General features: G+C 39.0%; 20 protein-coding genes. 14 read left to right on the top strand and 6 right to left on the bottom strand.

Translation table 11 applies throughout. The annotated features are described in order from the left end of the window. Positions 1–43: 43 nt before the first annotated feature. The 5 genes from IEV09_RS04000 (at position 44) to IEV09_RS03980 (ending at position 3,900) form a co-directional block, all read left to right on the top strand. Positions 44–1,150, top strand: coding sequence for a hypothetical protein (locus IEV09_RS04000; protein WP_188366988.1), 1,107 nt, complete (start codon positions 44–46; stop codon positions 1,148–1,150). After that, positions 1,147–1,914 (top strand): hypothetical protein, encoded by a 768-nt coding sequence (locus IEV09_RS03995; RefSeq protein WP_188366987.1) that lies wholly within the window; start codon positions 1,147–1,149, stop codon positions 1,912–1,914. The genes IEV09_RS04000 and IEV09_RS03995 overlap by 4 nt, the downstream gene beginning before the upstream one ends. After that, positions 1,907–2,785 (top strand): hypothetical protein, encoded by an 879-nt coding sequence (locus IEV09_RS03990; RefSeq protein ID WP_188366986.1) that lies wholly within the window; start codon positions 1,907–1,909, stop codon positions 2,783–2,785. The genes IEV09_RS03995 and IEV09_RS03990 overlap by 8 nt, the downstream gene beginning before the upstream one ends. After that, the gene (locus IEV09_RS03985; protein WP_188366985.1) at positions 2,786–3,439 is read left to right on the top strand and encodes an ABC transporter ATP-binding protein; all 654 of its coding nucleotides are present in this window, start codon (positions 2,786–2,788) and stop codon (positions 3,437–3,439) included. An 80-nt stretch (positions 3,440–3,519) separates the two neighbouring features. Next, positions 3,520–3,900, top strand: a complete 381-nt coding sequence (locus IEV09_RS03980; protein WP_188366984.1) for a VOC family protein — start codon at positions 3,520–3,522, stop codon at positions 3,898–3,900. A gap of 193 nt (positions 3,901–4,093) precedes the next feature. On the opposite strand, the gene IEV09_RS03975 is transcribed toward IEV09_RS03980, so the two are convergent. Continuing rightward, positions 4,094–5,239, bottom strand: coding sequence for a peptidoglycan-binding protein (locus tag IEV09_RS03975; RefSeq protein ID WP_188366983.1), 1,146 nt, complete (start codon positions 5,237–5,239; stop codon positions 4,094–4,096). 213 nt (positions 5,240–5,452) lie between these two features. Here IEV09_RS03975 and IEV09_RS03970 point away from each other — a divergent pair, with 213 nt between their 5' ends. Continuing rightward, a complete protein-coding gene (locus tag IEV09_RS03970; protein WP_188366982.1) occupies positions 5,453–6,073 on the top strand; it encodes a GDSL-type esterase/lipase family protein in 621 nt (206 codons plus the stop codon). A 17-nt stretch (positions 6,074–6,090) separates the two neighbouring features. Here IEV09_RS03970 and IEV09_RS03965 read toward each other — a convergent pair whose 3' ends face one another. Further along, positions 6,091–6,615, bottom strand: coding sequence for a GNAT family N-acetyltransferase (locus IEV09_RS03965; RefSeq protein WP_188366981.1), 525 nt, complete (start codon positions 6,613–6,615; stop codon positions 6,091–6,093). 63 nt (positions 6,616–6,678) lie between these two features. Between IEV09_RS03965 and IEV09_RS03960 the strand changes: the two genes are divergently transcribed. Beyond that, a complete protein-coding gene (locus tag IEV09_RS03960) occupies positions 6,679–7,314 on the top strand; it encodes a GyrI-like domain-containing protein (RefSeq protein WP_188366980.1) in 636 nt (211 codons plus the stop codon). Positions 7,315–7,362: 48 nt separating this feature from the next. Here the strand turns inward: IEV09_RS03960 and IEV09_RS03955 are convergent, their stop codons facing one another. Continuing rightward, positions 7,363–8,022: an aquaporin gene (locus IEV09_RS03955; RefSeq protein WP_188366979.1), complete on the bottom strand. Its 660-nt coding sequence runs from the start codon at positions 8,020–8,022 to the stop codon at positions 7,363–7,365. A gap of 303 nt (positions 8,023–8,325) precedes the next feature. Between IEV09_RS03955 and yghU the strand changes: the two genes are divergently transcribed. Next, positions 8,326–9,108, top strand: a complete 783-nt coding sequence (gene yghU / locus IEV09_RS03950; protein ID WP_188366978.1) for a glutathione-dependent disulfide-bond oxidoreductase — start codon at positions 8,326–8,328, stop codon at positions 9,106–9,108. A 62-nt stretch (positions 9,109–9,170) separates the two neighbouring features. On the opposite strand, the gene IEV09_RS03945 is transcribed toward yghU, so the two are convergent. Continuing rightward, the gene (locus IEV09_RS03945) at positions 9,171–10,427 is read right to left on the bottom strand and encodes an L-lactate MFS transporter (protein WP_188366977.1); all 1,257 of its coding nucleotides are present in this window, start codon (positions 10,425–10,427) and stop codon (positions 9,171–9,173) included. Positions 10,428–10,663: 236 nt separating this feature from the next. Here IEV09_RS03945 and IEV09_RS03940 point away from each other — a divergent pair, with 236 nt between their 5' ends. From IEV09_RS03940 to IEV09_RS03930, 3 genes are all read left to right on the top strand, one after another. Beyond that, the gene (locus IEV09_RS03940; RefSeq protein WP_188366976.1) at positions 10,664–11,740 is read left to right on the top strand and encodes an ABC transporter permease; all 1,077 of its coding nucleotides are present in this window, start codon (positions 10,664–10,666) and stop codon (positions 11,738–11,740) included. A 3-nt stretch (positions 11,741–11,743) separates the two neighbouring features. After that, positions 11,744–12,424: an ABC transporter ATP-binding protein gene (locus IEV09_RS03935; protein ID WP_188366975.1), complete on the top strand. Its 681-nt coding sequence runs from the start codon at positions 11,744–11,746 to the stop codon at positions 12,422–12,424. Positions 12,425–12,505: 81 nt separating this feature from the next. Then, positions 12,506–13,102, top strand: coding sequence for a TetR family transcriptional regulator (locus IEV09_RS03930; RefSeq protein ID WP_188366974.1), 597 nt, complete (start codon positions 12,506–12,508; stop codon positions 13,100–13,102). A 78-nt stretch (positions 13,103–13,180) separates the two neighbouring features. Here IEV09_RS03930 and IEV09_RS03925 read toward each other — a convergent pair whose 3' ends face one another. Continuing rightward, entirely contained in the window at positions 13,181–13,333 is a 153-nt protein-coding gene (locus IEV09_RS03925; protein WP_188366973.1) for a hypothetical protein, read from the bottom strand. 84 nt (positions 13,334–13,417) lie between these two features. Beyond that, the gene (locus IEV09_RS03920; protein ID WP_188366972.1) at positions 13,418–14,260 is read right to left on the bottom strand and encodes an AraC family transcriptional regulator; all 843 of its coding nucleotides are present in this window, start codon (positions 14,258–14,260) and stop codon (positions 13,418–13,420) included. Positions 14,261–14,614: 354 nt separating this feature from the next. Between IEV09_RS03920 and IEV09_RS03915 the strand changes: the two genes are divergently transcribed. The 3 genes from IEV09_RS03915 (at position 14,615) to IEV09_RS03905 (ending at position 19,489) form a co-directional block, all read left to right on the top strand. Next, the gene (locus IEV09_RS03915) at positions 14,615–17,587 is read left to right on the top strand and encodes a glycoside hydrolase family 2 TIM barrel-domain containing protein (protein ID WP_188366971.1); all 2,973 of its coding nucleotides are present in this window, start codon (positions 14,615–14,617) and stop codon (positions 17,585–17,587) included. Positions 17,588–17,651: 64 nt separating this feature from the next. Then, a complete protein-coding gene (locus IEV09_RS03910) occupies positions 17,652–18,557 on the top strand; it encodes an ABC transporter permease (RefSeq protein ID WP_188366970.1) in 906 nt (301 codons plus the stop codon). 11 nt (positions 18,558–18,568) lie between these two features. Then, positions 18,569–19,489, top strand: coding sequence for a carbohydrate ABC transporter permease (locus IEV09_RS03905; RefSeq protein WP_188366969.1), 921 nt, complete (start codon positions 18,569–18,571; stop codon positions 19,487–19,489). The last annotated feature ends 16 nt before the right edge of the window (positions 19,490–19,505 follow it).

Genomic DNA, 19,505 nt, shown 5'->3' with positions numbered 1-19,505 from the left:
GCTTTCTTTAAACTGGAAATAAGAAAGGGAAGGAGATAAAAAAATGGCTAAAAGTATCAAGCGGTTTGTCTTCATTTTCATGTTATTCATGTTGAGTAGTTGCGCAAAGGAAAGCCCAACAATGGTTAAGTATGAATTGATCTACGATTTCGACGTAGAAACGATCGCCTATCCGGAAAAAGTATCAACATTTAGTGTTGAACCAATACGCTTTTCAATGGCATCGTTAGAAGAGACGATTTTACAAACAGCGATTACGACTACTGAGATTACTGCCCTAGGACCGGTTTATCGCACAGAATTAGGAGAATATTTAATGATTTATGATGATGGCGAAGCTTTCGGTACAAAAACCGGATTAAATGGGGGCTTTAGTTATCAAATGGAACTGTCAGAAGAGTCCTTTCCCTATCATCGTTTAAGTGTAATGGACGTAACTAAACAATTAAGTGACCTTTCTTTTTATCAAGAATTTGACTTTCAGGTAGATGACTACCAACAGCCAATGGATTTATCGTTTGCTACGAAAGAACAAGCATCGGCAGCGATTGAAGCCGTTTTCCAAAAAATATCTGAAGAAGAGATCACACTGAGGGAAGAAGTGACCTACACATTAACAACCGAAAAAATGCGTGAGCAAATCGCATCTTCAACCGTACAAGAGGAATTTGTTCGTTTACCGACGGAAAAAGATGAAGCGTATATTTTTCATTTACAGCAAGTAATCGCAGGCATGCCATTAGTGACACAAGAGTGGGAGAATCGGACAGCCGAGGCCACGCATCCACGCTTAATACCGAAAGTCGTCGTGACTTACACGCAAGCAGGTGCGATTTTAATTGAAGCAAGGTATCTCATGCAAGAAAGGAGCGAATTGACAAAGGTATCGATTTTGTCACCTGAAATCATTTTAGCGTCATTTGAAAAGCAGTTGCTATTGGCTGATCGACACATGGAATCATTGGATTTAGAATACTTACCTGTCTTTGACAAAGAAGGCATCAAACTTATCCCTGTTTGGCGACTGACAACGTGGCAAACAACTCGTTTTAAAAGCGCGGATGGACAGTCATTTGAATACCCGAAATATCAAATATTTATGTTTAATGCGGAAACAGGAAAAATCATTGAGGGGGCGATTGAAGAATGAAGTACTTATTACTAAGCGAGCTGAAACGTGGATTGTTTTCTAGAAGCTTTATTGTGAGCTGTCTTGGAGTCACCTTTCTCTTATTTGTCGCGGTTGGTGGCATGTTGCAAAATGAATCTTATGGCTCTGTTTGGTATTTCATGGGTCTTGCTTTACAAGGCAGTGGCATGGCGAGTACCATTTTGACCATCTTACCGATTTTTGCTTACGGTTTAAGTTATGCCAAAGAAGTCGAAGAAAATGCCCTTTCTTTTTTTGTGATTCGCTCCGGTGTCACCAAATACAGTTTAACAAAAGTGATCGTAGCCGCAATGACTGGATTTTTCACTTTGTTTGTAGGAATTGGACTTTTTCTTTTGTTATTATGGATCAAATATCCCTTTTTTGTGAATCCCTCTTCCTACGAAGCGTATGACATGTTGGTCAACCAAGGCGAGGCGCTAAAAGGCGCGCTTTTTTATTTGACGCATCAAGGGTTTGTTGGCGCGTTTGTAGCGGTGGGTGCGGTTTGTTTCTCTAGTTTTGTACCCAATGCTTTTACAACGGCTGCTGCGCCAATGATTATTTATTTTTCACTCCTACGAATCACGTCAAACATGCAGCTACCAATGGTGATCGACCCGCTGTATTGGATTGCAGCCGTTTATGGAGGAATCGATGCGACCCAGTCTTTATTAATCAAAGCATTTGTGACGCTACTATTTTGTCTCATATTCGGACAAATAACGATTTGGCGTATCAAAGGGAGGGTGTTAAATGGCTAGTTTCAGAATGATTTGGTTAAGTGCCCAAACGAATTTTCACAAGATTACTTTCAATCCTCGCGTCTATATTGTTTTAGCCATTATGTTTATCTATCAATACTATACTTTCTCACCGTTAAAAGAATTGGCTAACTATTTGCAACAAGACGTGTCGCCTTGGAGTTTTCCATTTTTCATCCAAAACCCTTCCTTATTTTTTATCATTGGAGGAACCGCGCTTTTGTTTTACGGACACGCCCCTTTTATCGATGCCCACACCGATTTTCTATCGATTCGTACGGGACGTAGGAATTGGATTTTAGGCCAAATCTTGTATATGATTCTTTCAAGTTTTCTTTACACTTTGCTTTATGTCATTGGGTCGATTGTGATTTTGCTGCCAAATGTCGTGTTTACGAAAGAATGGGGCAGTGTTCTAGAGGTACTTAGTACAGAGCAAATTTCCCAAATACCAAGAGAAATCGGCCTACAATTTCAACCAATTGCCATCGTCATGGCGGAATTTAGCCCAATACAAGCGATGATGATTGGCTTTTTATTGTTTTGGTTAGGAACACTTTTTATTGCAGCGATTCTGTTATTTTTTAATTTAATGCTTGGTAAAAATAGTGGGATGATTGTGGCAGGGGCACTGATTTCATTGGCGTATTTTTCTGTCTATCTTGGACGCTTAAATTTTGGCGATCAAATCTTTTTCTTTTCACCCGTTTCTTGGGTGAGTTTGACCTATCTGGATTGGGCTCATCAAGGGAACTTGCCGTCAATCACATTTGCTCTTATAAATTACGGTTTTTGGAATCTCCTATTGCTGGGTGGTTCCGCTCAACTTTTTATTCACAAAGACATCGATACCTTTAAAGGGGGAAAATAAATGACGTTCGCCATTGAAATTAACCATTTAACGAAAAAATTTAAAGAAACAATCGCGTTGAATCAAGTCAATTTATCTTTTGAAAAAGGGAAAATTCATGGGATTATTGGTCGAAACGGTTCAGGGAAAACAGTTTTGTTTAAATGTATTTGTGGTTTTATGAAAGCCGATGAAGGCGAAATCTTAATCAACGGTCAAGCAGTCAAGGTTTCGCAAGCACAAGACATGGGGATTATTCTTGAAAATCCAGGGTTTATCGGTTCGATGAGTGGCTTTAAAAACTTAAAACTACTAGCTTCAATTAAAAGAAAATTGACAGATGAACAAATTAAGGACGCGATTCGCCGTGTAGGACTGAATCCGGACGAAAAGAAATCTGTCTCAAGCTATTCGCTCGGCATGCGTCATCGTTTGGCGATTGCTCAAGCAATCATGGAAGACCCCGAAATTTTATTACTTGATGAACCGATGAATGGCCTAGATCGCTATGGTGTCATTGAAATTCGCGAGCTCTTAAAATCATTGCGCGCATCCGGTAAGACGATTTTAATTGCTTCGCATTACGCAGAAGACATCGAAGCCTTATGTGACACCGTACACGAAATGGATCAAGGACGCGTATTGGAAGAACAGCAGTTATTTACGAGTCAATGAGCGGGTGATTACGCGTCTACTTATTTTAAATAACCATTTTTGTCCGTACGTGCTACACTATTTGAAAAGGAGTTTTTCCTATGAAAATCGAACACATTGGTTTATTTGTCAAAGATTTGGAAGGCGCTCGTCAATTTTATGAAACCTATTTTGATTGCAAGGCCGGAGCCAAATATCAAAATACAAAAACCCGTTTTCAATCGTACTTTCTTTCATTTGAAAATGGTGCACGCTTAGAAATCATGACACGCCCTGAAATTTCAGGCGAGAACAGTTTGTATCCCTTAGGATTTGCCCATATCGCTTTCTCACTCGGGAGCAAAGAAGCGGTCGATACTTTAACCAACCGCCTAAAAGCAGATGGTTACCAAATTATTAACGGTCCGAGAACGACCGGCGATGGCTACTATGAGAGCGTGGCACTCGATCCAGAAGGCAATCAACTTGAATTAACGGTCTAAAAATAAAAAGACAAGAGGCTGTGACGTAAGTCACAACCTCTTGTTTTCGCACGAATGTTTGATAGATATACGGGTGAAAAAAGTCTGCTCTTTTTCGAAACTTCACTAAATTCGAGCAATTGAAAGACCCAATTGTTCGAATTTACCTCCAGTTTCTCAGAGCAAAACGACTTTTGTCACACCTTTTTTTTCATTACTTCGCTTCTTTCGCTGTATCGATAATCGCTTGTAAATAACCTTTTGAGTCGGAGAAAGTTGCACCAGAAATCACATCTGCTGGGCTATCTTCTTCACCTAAAGCATCAAGCTCGCCAATTGTAGCTTCTAATTCAGCAATTGTTTTGCCAATTGTAAAGTCTTGGATGGCTTTCATGTTCGCTGCATAGGCATTGGTTGATCCACCTTTTTCAGCCATCATTGCTGAATAAGCTTCGTCATTCGCAATTTTTGAAGCAAGTACGAGTCCGTCGGCAACGCCTTGACCGAAGTCGCTATCTGAGTTTGGCACGCCACCAAATGCTGCGGCATCGACATATTGGAATTCATCGACAAAGACTGCGGCAACTTTATCGCCTTCAAGGGCTACGGTTGTCATAGCAAATGATTTATCACCATGTGGTGCGCCTAACAATTGTGCCGTTTTAAAGTCAGTTGCAGATGTTTTGGCACCAATCGAAACCGCACCTTCTGTTGCTGCATCAATGATCGATTGTAAGTAACCAAGTGAATCTGTGAATGTCGCACCAGAAATGACATCTGCTGGACTTTCACCTTCGCTAAGACCTTCTAAAGCTTTGACCGTATCTTCCAATTCAGCAACGGTTTTTCCTTTTGTGAAATCAGTAATTGCCGTGATGCTTTGTTGCCATGTTTGAGTGGCACCCGCTTTTTCAGCCATCATTGCTGAATAAGCCGCATCATTTTGTTCTTTGCTTGCTAAAATTGTATCTGTAGGAAAGGCTTCACCAAATCCACCATCTGAGTTCGGTACACCCGTAAAGTCGCCTGGAGCTAAGTATTGGAATTCATCCAAACGCGCGTCGACAATTTTATCACCATTCATTAAAACATTCACTGCAGCAAATGATTTTGTACCGTGTGGTGCCGTATATAATTGGCGCATCACTAATGTACCTTCTGCTGGAATTTCGGTACTAGTATCTTTACCTGTTGCAATCGTGATATTTGTTTCAGTTACCGCTTGACTTTCACTTGCTTCCGTCTGAACTTGTGTGCTTTCTATCGTTGCTGAGTCACCAGTTTTTGGTGCATCTGGACTACAAGCAGCTAACGTTAGACTGGCTAAAAGAATCACTGCGGATAAATTTGTTTTTTTCATGAGAGCCTCCTACAAAAATTTATTTGTGTTATTATTCACATAATATCATGCGAAGGAATGGATTACAATAGGGATTGTTGATTTGTTCGTGATTTATTTTGTGATGTAAAATTCAAAACAAATAAAAGAGAGGCTTGATTCTTAGAGGAATCGATTGTATTGAGCGAGGAACCCTTTTATGATAGAGAGAAATAAACGAAAAAAGGTGAAAGAATGGACCCAACAACGATTCTGCGTTATCAAAAAGAAAATCAACAAAAAGAGCGTGCTCAAATAGTCTTTACCGGTTCTTCTTTAATGGAGCAATTTCCAGTAGAAGACTGGACGAATGGTACAGTTTTGAATCGAGGATGGAGCGGTGCGACATCGGATGCTTTTCTATCGGTCATCGATACGCTGATTTTTGATTTAATGCCCAAACAAATTGTGCTCAACATCGGTAGTAATGATTTCAATCAAGCCGATTATCAATTGGATCACTTACTCGCCAATTATCAACAAATACTCAATCAAATCAAACAAAAATTGCCAGAAAGCCAAGTGACCTTTTTAGCCTTTTATCCTGTATGCGAGTCAAAAATGCATGATTTAGCCCAGACGCAGCCATGGTTAACAGATATTATACCTTATCGGACCAATGCAAAAATTGCGGAAGCAAATGTCGCAATCAAAAGTCTGATGAAACAATATGATTATCAGACAATCGATGTCAATTTTCTTTTGAGCGATGAAAAAGGGCATCTAAAAAGAGAGTGGACGAGTGATGGCATCCATCTTTATGAAAAAGCGTATCGTATCTTATGGGAAGAATTGAAAAAAACATTTCATCCGTAGATCAAATGTTTTTCAAATTATTCATTAAAAGCACTCGGGTATTGAATCATTCCTGGACGTTTTTTCAGTCCATCTTTCGTTAACGATTTGATCATAAAGGCTTCTGTCGGTACGTCAAAAGGCGCTTTGACTAAATAATATTCAGCCGGCACGTAACCGAATTTCGTATAGTAATCTGGATGCCCTAAAATACTAATAAATGGATAGTTCAATTGTTGCGCTCGCGCTTCAAGTTCGTGCATCAATTGGCTACCAATTCCTTGTTTTTGTGTATCAGGCGAAATCGCTAAAGGGGCTAGAACGAGTCCAATTGTTTGATCTTTTTCATGGACAAGCGACACTTCGCTTAATAAGCCATGGCCGACAATCATCTGATTTTTCACAGCAACAAGTTCAAGTTCAGGGATGTACTCTTTACTTAAGCGGATTTTTTCCACCAGCTCGGCTTCATTACCATAACCGAATGCAGTTGGAGTAAAAGCTGCACGAATTAATAAATCAACCGCAAGATAATCAGTGGGGTGAATGGTACGAATTTGCATGACAGACCTCCTTTTGATTGTTAAAATAAGTATAACATAACGTGCGTAAAGGAGAAAAAAGCAATGAAGTATGAATGGCGTAAAAAAGAAAAAGAACTGTATTTACCGAAGCAACAGCCCGTGCAAATAGCGATCCCACCACAAAAGTTTTTGACCTTGGTTGGTGCGGGTAATCCTAACAGTGAGGCTTTTTCCGAAGTCGTAGGAGCCTTGTATTCGGTGGCCTATGGCATTCGCATGGCGCCCAAAAAAGGCATTGTGCCGAATGGTTATTACGAATACACCGTCTATCCTTTAGAAGGCATTTGGTCCTTAAATGAGCAAGGCATTCAGCAATATCAAGCCAATGGACAGTTCGATAAAGAGCACTTAACCTTTAAGCTCATGATTCGTCAACCGGATTTCGTGCGTGCAGATTTTGTACAAGAAACCATTGAACGCGTCGCCAAAAGCAAACCCAATCCACATCTTGCTGTGATTGAATTTGAGACAATCGAAGAAGGACTCGTCGTTCAAGCCCTTCACCTTGGTTCATATGATACGGAAGCGGAAACCTTTCAAAAAATGACGGACTTTTGTGAGGCAAATGATTTGGAGCGCCTTAGTCCGACACACAAAGAAATCTATTTAAGTGACCCTAGAAAAGTCGCGCCAGAAAAAAATAAAACGGTCTTACGAATTGCCGTGCGACCAAAGTAAAAAAATCCAAACAGTTTGCCTGAGTAATAGCAAACTGTTTGGATTTTTTTATTCTTCTGAATCTAAGACTTGTTTTGAAAAAATAGCAGCTAGGACGCCACCGATTAAAGGTGCTGCGATAAATACCCAAACATCTTTGAGTGCATCGCCACCAGCAAAAATAGCAGGGGATAAACTTCTGGCAGGATTCACAGACGTTCCTGTCAATTTAATACCTAATAAGTGAACGAGAACTAAAGCAAAACCAATCGCTAAACCAGCAAATTTCCCATCGCCTTTTTTACCTGTCACACCCATAATAACTGTCACAAAGACAAAAGTTAAAATAATTTCAATGATGACAGCACCAAGTACGCCAACAGTCGCGGTTGAATTTTGACCAAGATTACTTGTTTCAAGACCTGCACTGTTTAAAATAAATAATAGTGTTGCTGTCGCTACAATAGCACCTAATACTTGACTGACGATGTAAATACCCGCTGTTTTTGTATCGATACGTTTATTGACCCACATACCGACTGTAACTGCTGGATTCACATGACACCCTGAGATTGTTCCGATCGAATAAGCCATTGCAATAATCGATAAACCAAACGCCATCGCAATCGTTAAAACATCTTCACCACCTGTGACAACTGCTGTTCCTGTTCCGAAAAGAACGAGAACAAACGTCCCAATAAATTCGGCAAACCCTTTTTTCAATTCCATGTACTTCCCACTTTTCTCTTTAAATTTCCTCGAGTATCATGAAAAATGAGGATTGTTTATTATACTATGATGTGAAATAGATTGACAAATATTAAGGTTTTGCAATCGAATTGTAAGGGTATCTTTTTGTTGACATCAGTCCTGTCATTTCATGATAAGAAAATCAAGTAAGGGATGATTATCACCAGCGACCTCGCCTAGAGACAAAGGAGAAACATTATCCAGCATACCCGAATGATCAAGTGGCTTTCCTTGTCACAAAAACCGTCTCATTCTATACTGAAAAGACAAGGAGGAGATCGTATGTCAGAATATCAAGTACCGAAAGTTTGGCAAGAAAATCCAGCACAGAAAAATCCATTTGGGAATCAACCAACAGCTGGTAGTCGCTTTGAACAAAAACTACCTATCGGAAAACACCCGTTACAAGTCTATTCACTTGGGACACCAAATGGACAAAAAGTTGCCATCTTACTTGAAGAATTAAAAGAGGCAAATGTTGCAGCTGCCGAATATGATTTGTATCGAATCGATATTATGAAAGGGGAGCAATTCGGTAGTGAGTTTGTCAAAATCAATCCGAATTCAAAAATTCCAGCGATGGTCGACTATTCCGTCAATCCACCGTTACCAGTGTTTGAATCTGCCTCGATTTTGCTTTATTTAGCTGAAAAATACCAACAATTTATCCCGACAACGTTAGCGAAAAGAACCGAGATGATGAACTGGTTATTTTGGCAAACAGGTGCAGCACCCTTGGTTGGTGGCGGTTTTGGGCATTTTTATCATTACGCCCCTTTTGCACAAGAATACCCAATTAATCGTTATGCAATGGAAACCAAACGTCAATTGGATGTATTGGATCAACATTTAGCCGATAAAGAATATATGCTAGGAGAGACCTATACGATTGCTGATATGTTGATTTGGCCGTGGTACGGTCGCTTAGTCCAAGGTGAAATGTATGGCGATGCCGGTGAATTTTTACAAGTACAAGAGTATCCGCATCTAATCAAATGGGCAGAGAAAATCGGAAAAAGACCGGCTATTCAACGAGCGCTCGCACTTGAGTACAAAGAAATTTAATCAAAAAAACCACCACAAAAGCATCGGGAAGAAGCTTTTGTGGTGGTTTTTGTTAATGAAAGTTATTTAACGGCATATTTTGCGATATCACGACGAATTAGGAGTGATAATACAAGTGCCACGGCTGACATGCCTGCAAAGACAAGCATCGCTGTTGCATAAGAACCTGATATATCCGTAATCCATGACAGTAAAATTGGACCAGCCATACCAGCTAATGCCCAAGCGGTCAAAATATAACCGTGCAAAGCGGCAACTGATTTGTTGCCAAAAATATCACTAATATAGGTAGGGACAGCTGAGAATCCGCCGCCATAACAAGTCATCACGATACAAATTAAAATCATAAATGCAATCGGTGAACGTGTGAAGTAAAGGGCGATTAATGCGATTACATCAATGACAAAATAAAGGGTGAAGACATTTGGACGACCAATATAATCCGAAATTGTTGCCCAAGCAAAACGTCCACCACCATTGAATAAGCCCATAATTGCGACCATTGTAGCTGCCAGTCCTGCGGTCATGCCGGTCGATTTTTGAGCTAATGGTGCAGCCGCAGAAATTAAAGCGATTCCACAAGTGATGTTGATGAATAACATGACCCATAGCATCCAGAAGCGTTTTGTTTTAATGGCTTCATTAGCTGTTAGCGTAGGTCCTGTTGTCGTTACTTTTTCTTCTTTTTTTGGTTTATCTTCTTTAAATCCTTCAGGAACCCAACCAACAGGCGGTTTTGCTAAATATTGCGAAGATAAGAACATAATTACAAAATAACTAATACCTAGTACATAGAAAGTGTTGGTTAGACCAATGTTTGCCATTAACATTTCAGCAATTGGCGTTGTGATTAATGTCGCAAATCCAAATCCCATAATCGCCATTCCTGTAGCTAAACCTGGACGGTCTGGAAACCAAGCCATCATGGTTGAAACGGGTGTGACATAACCGGTACCTAAACCGATACCGCCAATTAAACCATAACTCAAATAAAGCATGGGTAAAGATTGAATACTAATCGCCAATCCAGTCAAGGCAATTCCTGCACCAAAGAAAACCGATGCAATCGTTCCGGTCATGCGTGGCCCATATTTGTCGGTCAAATGCCCCATAAAGGCTGCTGAAAAACCTAAACAAAAAATCGCCAAACTAAAGGCAAAAGAAATTTGCCCCTCTGACCAACTACTCGCTTGTTTAATTGGGTTGGTGTAAATACTCCATGCATAAGCAGAACCAATAGATAAGTGCAATAAAACTCCAGAGAGCGCAATTAACCATCTATTTTTTAGTTTTTTGCTTGTTACTAGAGTGTGTTCCATAAAAATTCTCTCCTTTATTATTTACTATGACTGCTCTAGTATACACTAGAATGTGAAAGAAAGCGCATTATTTTTTAAGCCAATAGGTAAAAATAGTGAAGTATTTCTATAGCTTTTAAAGCGACAAATATTCAGATGTTTTTAAAATAATCTTTCGTAAGTGACAAATCGTCACTTTTTATGTTATGATTCAAAAGTGACATTTCGTCACCAGATAGAAATAGGGGGCTAGTAGTATGTTTTTAGCATTAAAAGAAATGCGGTATTCAAAATTAAGATACGGATTAATCGTAGGCATCATGTTTTTAATCGCTTACGTGGTCTTTATCCTGTCGGGATTAGCACTAGGATTGAATTGGGAATTTAAGCAAGTCATCGTCGATTGGGACGCGCAAACGATTGTCTTATCCGAAGATGCCAATGAAACCTTTGCGGCATCCCAGTTAACCAGAGGTGATATCGAACGAGTTGATGCGACTGAAAAAGCTGGCATCGGACTTTACAGTAGTGTTGTCATCGGTCAAGACGAAAAAATCAATGCATCTGTTTTTGGGACCGACCCAGAGGCTTTCTTACTTCCTGAAATGCTAGAAGGTAAACGATTTGCCAAAGAAAATGAAGTGATTATTTCTGAGAATTTAGCAGAGGAAGGTTTTGCAATAGGCGATGCGATTAAGATTGGTCGTTCTGATGAAGAATTAACGATTGTCGGTATTTTCCCTGAGACGTATTATACGGTGACCCCAGTCATTTATACGTCGCTTGATACGTGGACAAAACTAAAATACAATGACCAACCGTTTGCTTCTGAAAAAGAAAAACCAATTAATATTGTGGTTGCTAAAGAAAGTAACGCGACCGTCAATAACGAAACAGGTACCCAATTGACGACATTAACAACGGACGACTTTATTGAGAATTTACCTGGTTTTTCGGCTCAAAACTTAACTTTAAACTCAATGATTTATTTCTTATTTGTGATCGCAACTGCGATTGTCGGCATCTTTATGTATGTGATTACGTTACAAAAAACGGCTATTTTTGGTGTAATGAAAGCTCAAGGGATTAGCACGGCATTCATCGCCAAATCAATCATCGCTCAGTCATTTATCGTCGGACTAATAGGTGTCAGCATCTCTTTTGTCGCAGCGTATGGCACGAGTTTGATTTTACCAAGTGCGATGCCGTTTGCTTTTGATTTGACACAATGGTTGCTATATAGCGGCATCTTAATCATTGTTGCGGTTTTAGGCGGACTATTTTCGATTCGTACCGTTACAAAAGTAGATCCAATTTCAGCGATAGGGGGCTAAAAAATGAAAGACATACTCGTAATGAATCAAATTGTGAAAACATTTGGGAAAGATAAGACTAAAATAACCGCATTAAAAGGACTCGATTTTCGAGTGAAAGAAGGCGAGTTCATTAGTATTATCGGACCATCAGGTTCCGGGAAAAGTACCTTTTTAACGATTGCCGGTGGATTGCAAAATCCAACTTCAGGCGAAATTTTGATTAATGAAACAGACTTTACCAGTTTAAATGAAAAACAACGTGCCAAATTACGCTTCAAAGATATCGGCTTTATTTTGCAAAGTTCGAATCTCATTCCCTTTTTAAAAGTCAAAGAACAATTTTATTTAGTCGATAAAGTTTCTAAACAAAAAAAGGAAAAAGAACGAATCGAAGCGCTGTTGGCTTCATTAGATATTCTCGATTTACAAGACAAATATCCAAGAGATTTATCCGGTGGGGAACGTCAACGAGTGGCGATTGCACGCGCATTATTTAACAACCCGAGCTTGATTTTAGCCGATGAGCCAACTGCTAGCTTAGACACGGATCATGCCTATGAAGTCGTAAAACTGTTAGTTAAAGAAGCGCACGAAAAGAAAAAAGCGACCGTCATGGTTACCCACGATGCTCGAATGATTCAATGGAGCGATCGCGTCTATCGGATGGAAGATGGTCAATTAATTGAAGAAACAGACTTTTGAGTAATGAATAGACTGGAAAAACAGGCGAAAACGTTATAAGATAAGGGGTAGCGAGGATTCGTAGAAGAGGAGGAGAAGTACATGCCAAGTGAAACATTCTTTCACCTGAAATCTGAGAAACGAAAAAAAATGGATAGCGTATTACTAGACATCTTTTACGACCAACCGATTAGCCAAGTCAAAGTCGCTCAAATTGTCGAAGAAGCAGCGATTTCTCGGGGTGCTTTTTACAAATATTTTGTTGATTTGGAAGATGCCTATCTTTATACCGTCAAAGAATGTGCCAAAGAAATTCATGGCGATATCCTGACTTTTATTTACAAAGATCAAAGTGATTTCTTCTCAGGTATCGAACGCTACCTCGAGTGGTGTAGCGAGCTAGATACCAACGATGATCATTGGAAAAAGCTGAAATTATGCACACAAACCAATCTCTTGTCGAATGCCAAGCGAGAACCGCTAGCAAAAGACTCACCGATGGTTATCCAATGGAAAGAGCTACTTGCTCAAAATCAATTTAACATCAATGATTCCGAAGAAGCCATTAGCTTTTTATACTTCATTATGGCACTCGTCATGGATGCCATCACTGATTTTATGGTGAATAACTGGACAACAGAAGAACTAATCAATGATTTTCGTTTGCGGACACGTTGGATTTTGAATGGTGTCAGATAGAACGAAAGAAATAAAGGATGTACTCAATGAACCAACTTCTTAGACAGAGTTGGGATCATGGCGTACATCCTTTTTTTCTTATTTATTCTCTTCTTTTTTCGCGACAGTTTTCAAATGCTTCTCACGTAATGCTTTAATTCGTGCATTTTTATCGTTTTTTTCCGGCACGTTTTTTTCGTGGAATTTTGTGACTGCTGCTTTACCTCTTGAATCGAGTTGATATTTACCCATGTATTTCACCTACTTTATCTACTGGTCACTCCTAGTATACCTTATCTTTTTGTTCTCGTTAAGTATCACTACCGGTGCAGGGGTTTATTTTTTTTCGTGGATTTCTTTACTGATGTCTGACTTTCGATAGTCACTGGGACTTAAATCCATCATTTTCTTAAATGCTTTGAAAAAGACAAAATAGTCTTGAAAACCAACTAAATCAGAAATGTTACCAATCGGCAAAGTCGTTTCCTTCAATAATTGACAAGCTTTACTCATTTGAAGTTCTAGAATAAACTGCTTCGGCGTGATTTGGTATTTTTCTTTAAAACTAGCGAATAAGCTATTACGGCTCATCGAAAATTTTTGAGAAAGATCTTTGATGGTTAGCTGATTCGAATAGTTTTTACAAATATAGTCATAAATTTGTACCGTCATATCTTTTTCATAGTCAAAATCAAGAAAATCTTCTTGTTTGAATTCTGATTCAAGCGCGAGAAGTAATTGATACGTTTTATATTTGTATTTAAAAATAGAAACTTCCGCTTCAGAACGGGCTTCTTTACAAATATCTTGAATGATTTGGATGACCTCACTATCATTTTTAAAAGAAAGGGTATCGATCGAATTTAATTGTAATTTTTTGAGGAACTCTTTGAAATGGGTTCCTGTAATCCCGACCCAATAGGTTTTCCAAGGATTAATTTTGTCGCCGCTATATGTCACGGTTTGGCCTCTTCTCAAAATATAACCGTTAAAATCATCCGAGTAGTAGGTTTTGTTATTAATGGTGATGAAGCCTCGCCCAGACTCGATATAATGCAAGACGAAATTTTCTGTCACGACATAACTATAACCTTGACCGGGTAAAAACTGTTGAATCCCACATTCAGATAGCACGATATTATCTGGCGAAAGGTTAAAGTGTTTCCAGACTTCTCTCATGTGTCGCACCTCCTCATTGCTTTCGTTATTTCTTTGATAGTAACACATCCATCCAATCGAATCCTAGCGTCTGAGTACGAAAAAACATATATAAAGTTCAAAATGACATAAATAAACGATCATTTTGTCTCGTATTATTTGAGGCTGAATGCTCATGATCTAATTCTGAATGACGAAAAAAACAATTAGAATACTATGAACTCATAGTTTGTTGGTGATTTTGATAATAGAATCGATCAACAGCAAGTTATGAATTGACATATTTTAAGTACCTTTTGGAATAGTCATTTATCAGAAATTTCGTTAGATTAGAAACAGGCCGAAAACGCTTTATTTAATTGGAGGGGTAAATTATTGAAATTGAAAACATTTTTTGAAGACTTAGAAATCAATCGTGTCGGAACGCTGCCACATCGCAGTTACTATATTCCGTTTAGTGAAGTCTTTGAAGCAAAGGAATCTCATAGTAAATTGGATTCCAAATTACTCGTTAACTTAAATGGGGAATGGGACTTTCAATATTTTGAAAATATCCGCCCGTATATCGATGAACAATTAGCATTTCCACAACCAACAAAAAAAATACCCGTGCCTGCTGCTTGGCAAATGCATGGTTACGACCAACCACATTATTCAAACTATGAGTACGTTATTCCCTTTGACCCACCGTATGTTCCGAATGAACTCCCAGGAGCCTACTATACAAGAGACGTTTCAATCACAAAAGAGGAATTAAAAAATGAGCATGAAATCGTTTTCGAAGGCGTTGACTCAGCGTTTTATGTAAAAGTAAATCAACAATTTGTTGGTTATAGTCAGATTTCTCGTAGTTATTCGATTTTTGATATTCAACCCTTTTTAATTGAAGGCAAGAATCAGATTGAAGTCATCGTTTTAAAATGGTCGGACGGAACCTATCTAGAAGACCAAGACAAGTTTCGTTTTTCTGGAATTATCGGGGATGTTTACTTACTAAAACGTGCAGTCAAGCGGATCGATGATTTCTCTATTGAACAAAGAGAAGTGACAAAAGATGAAGCCTGTTTGAATCTCTCGATTGAGTCGGCGACCTTAGCCGAAGTTTCCTTGCAAATTATTGGACCAGATGGCCATGAAGTGATGTACCAAAAAATCAAAACAAATGAACCAACGAGCATTGTTCTTGCCGAGCCTCGTTTATGGTCAGATGAACGACCAGAATTGTACACGCTCTTATTGATTACAGCGGGTGAAGTCATTCGACAAAAGTTAGCTTTACGTTCGATTCAGTTGAAAAACAATGTGCTTTATATCAATGGCAAACAAAAGAAATTAGTTGGCGTCAATCATCATGATTCGACGTTAGAAAACGGACCCGTTGCCAATCAAGAATCCTATAAAAAAGATTTGATTTTAATGAAAAAATTAAACTTTAATGCCGTTCGTACGGCGCATTATCCAAAAACAGGTGATTTCTATGAACTGTGCGATGAGCTTGGTTTGTATGTGATTAGTGAAAGTGATTTTGAATGCCATGGCGTCGTAGCTTTACCGGGGTTAGGTTGGAATGACAACTACAATATGATTGCCAAAGACCCGGCCTATCTCTCTGCTGGAATTGAAAGAATGAAAGCGCATCTATTACCCAATCGTAACTTTGGCTCAATCATCATGTGGTCTGCGGGTAATGAATCGGGCTATGGCATTGTGTTAGAAGAAATGTTGAAATACGCGCGTGAAGTTGATCCTTATCGGATGCTGCATTACGAAGGGTACCATTATCGTGACCGCAGTATTGCCTATTCGGATGAGTGGATTGATGTTCATAGTCGCATGTATTTATCGATTGAAGAACTCAATACGGAATACTTTGACGATAAAGAGCAACTCACAAAACCGGTTATGCTGTGCGAGTACGCCCACGCGATGGGGAACGGACCTGGCGGACTCGAAGATTACCACGCACTTTTTGAAAAACACGATGAGTTCATTGGGTTGTTTGTCTGGGAATGGGCGGATCATACGATTAATATCGGAACAAAAGAAGCACCGAAGTATCGTTACGGTGGCGATTTTGGTGATTTCCCACATTCCAATTCATTTTGTATGGATGGCTTACTTTTACCAAATCGTGCCTTTCACCCAGGAGCGTTGGAGCATCGACAAGTCTTTCGACCGGTTCGAATGAGTCATTATGAATGGAATCAAGACACGCAACAAGTCGAGATTGAATTTAGCAGTGACTACCAATTTACCTCATTACAAGAAAATATTTATTTCAAAATTATCTATTTTGATCAATTTGGTAAAGAGTTACCACATAACGATTCGGAATTATTATCAGATAATAATCATATTTTTGTTCAAGTGGATAAAAAGGTGTATGGCTTACTGATCAAATACATTAGCAAACAAGGATTTGGTGAAATTGGTTTTGATCAAATTCAATTAAAACCTTTTGAAGTCAAACGTCCTAGTTATTTAGAAATGGCAGAAGCGTCTAGTGTAGAAGAAACCCAAGCGTCGATTCACATCAAGCTGGGAACCAAACAATATGACGTCAGTAAGACAAGTGGATTGCTAACAAGCGCCATTATTGATAAAAAAAAGGTGCTAAATCAAGCGGACGCACAGTGGTGTATCTGGCGTGCGCCAATCGATAACGATAAATTGATTATCGACGAATGGGATTGGGCGAACTACGACAAAGCTTCGATGAAAGTCACCGACTATGAAATTCAAACCACTGACAAAATCCGCATTGCCTTTAAAGGAAAGGTGTTAAGTGTCGGACGTCAATGGATTTTAAAAGTCGCATTTTATTGGGAAATCGATCGCTTTGGTAAGGTGACATTCCATGTTGATGCCATTAAAAATGACGAAATGCCATACTTGCCACGCTTTGGTCTGTACGTACCATTAGACAAAGCTTACAACCAAGTCGAATACCTTGGAAAAGGGCCACATGAATCGTATATCGATATGCAGTCCTTGAGCTATTTTGGACGGCACAATCAATCGATCGATGAACTTGAAACGATTTATTTAAAACCACAAGAATATGGCAATCGCTTAGGAATCCGCCAAGTTTCAATCACTTCAAACAAGCAACAAAAAATTGAAATAACGAGCGAACAAGATTTTGCCTTTTCGTTGCTACGCTATTCGTTGGCAGATTTAACCCACACGAAACACTGGGATGAATTACCTGAAAACGACCAATATTACTTGCATTTAGACTTTGCACAAAGTGGTGTAGGAAGTGCTTCTTGCGGTCCGAAATTAGATGAAAACTATCGATTAAATGACACACAAATGACCTTTGAATGGGATTTTTACTTTAGTTAATCTTTGAAAAAGTCGAAAACAGACAATCGAGCGTTGAACAAAGAAACAAAGGAGAGGTTAAAAAATGTCTAAAACATTCGCAAATCTATGGAAGAATCGTCCGTATTTACTGATGGCTCTTCCAGCCGTATTAATTTTGTTTTTCTTTAGTTATGTTCCGATGGCAGGAGTGATTCTAGCTTTTAAAAAGTATGATTACACTCTTGGGATGTGGAATAGCCCGTGGGTCGGATTAGAAAACTTCAAGTTTCTTATCTCATCCAAAGCTTTATTTACGAATATGTTGAAAAACACCTTATTCTATTATGTTGTCTTTACGGTTGTTGGAATGGTACTGAGTATTGCCTTAGCCATTGCACTCGATCAACTGGTATTTAAAAGATTCTCCAAATCGTTACAAACGATTATGATTATCCCAACATTTATTTCTTACGCAGCCGTACAGTTTGTGGTTTATGCGTACTTAAACTCAAACAACGGCATGATTAATGAAGTGTTTAATCTGACAACTAGATGGTATATGGAGCCAAATGCTTGGCCTTTTATTCTAACGTTAGTCAAGATTTGGAACGGTGTCGGTTATGGTTCGATTTTATACATGTCGGTTCTCGCTGGAATTGATAGTAGCCTTTACGAGTCTGCTGAAATTGACGGGGCAAATAAATGGAAACAAATTTTGCACATTACCTTACCGTCCCTTGTACCCATGATTACGATTCAATTGTTATTAAGTGTCGGTGGCGTAATGCGTTCGGACACAGGGTTATTTTACCAAGTCACACGTAACTCAAGTATGTTATATGATACAACGCAAGTAATTGATTCCTACGTCTTGGATTCGATTTTTACAAGTTCAAACTTTGGTTTTACGGCAGCAACGACGTTATTTCAATCCATAGTCGGAATGATTTTAATTTTAATTTCAAATATGATCGTCCGTAAACTCGAACCAGACAACGCATTATTCTAGGAGGCGAAAAGATGAGTATCAAGGAAACAAAAATAGTGAGCCTGAAAGACCGTAAAACACCGGGGCAATTTCTATTAGCTTTTACCCTACTACTTTACGCGGTATTTTGTGTCTTACCTGTTTTACTAATTATTATTTCGGCATTTACCGATGAAGCGGTGATTGCCGAATCAGGTTTTACCTACTTTCCATCAAAGCTTTCGACGGAAGGGTTCATGGTCGTCTTACGCTATGGGCAACAATTAGCGGTTTCTTATGGTGTGACAATCTTCATTACCGTCGTTGGAACTTTTTTAGGTCTATTCTTTATGAGTATGTACGCCTATGTGTTGACCAAGCGAGAATTTAAATTGCGGACATTTTTAATTGTGATGATTACGATTCCGATGTTATTTAGTGGTGGACAATTGGCTTCATATATTGTGAATACGAATGTCTATCATTTAAAGGACACGTTATTCATCCTAATTGTTCCGGCAACAATTGGGACGATGAACATTATTATTATGCGAACATTTATTCAAACGAGTATCCCAGGAGAGTTGGTTGACTCGGCTTCGATTGATGGTGCAGGGGAGTATCGGATTTTCTTCCAAATCGTTTTACCATTGATGAAGCCAGTATTAGCAGCTATTGGCTTTATGATGGCGACGGGCTACTGGAACGAGTGGCAAGGCGCATTGCTCTACATTCAAAGCGATACCAAAAAGCCACTACAATTATTATTAATGAATATTTCAAAAAATATCGATATGCTACTGAATTCGCATAATGTCCCATCTGAAGCAATTGCAGCGATGAGTGGAACGATTCCATCAAACTCAGCCACAATGGCGACAGTTTTAATCGTGATTGGTCCAATTATTATTTTATATCCATTCTTCCAAAAATATTTTGTTAAAGGCTTAACTTTAGGTTCTGTTAAAGGTTAGTCAGATAAAAAGGAGA

The organism is Enterococcus alcedinis (genome assembly GCF_014635985.1).
Classification (GTDB): Bacteria; Bacillota; Bacilli; order Lactobacillales; family Enterococcaceae; genus Enterococcus_I; species Enterococcus_I alcedinis.
The sequence above is the reverse complement of the archived record's forward strand: the minus strand, read 5'-3'. Positions and strand labels throughout refer to the sequence as shown.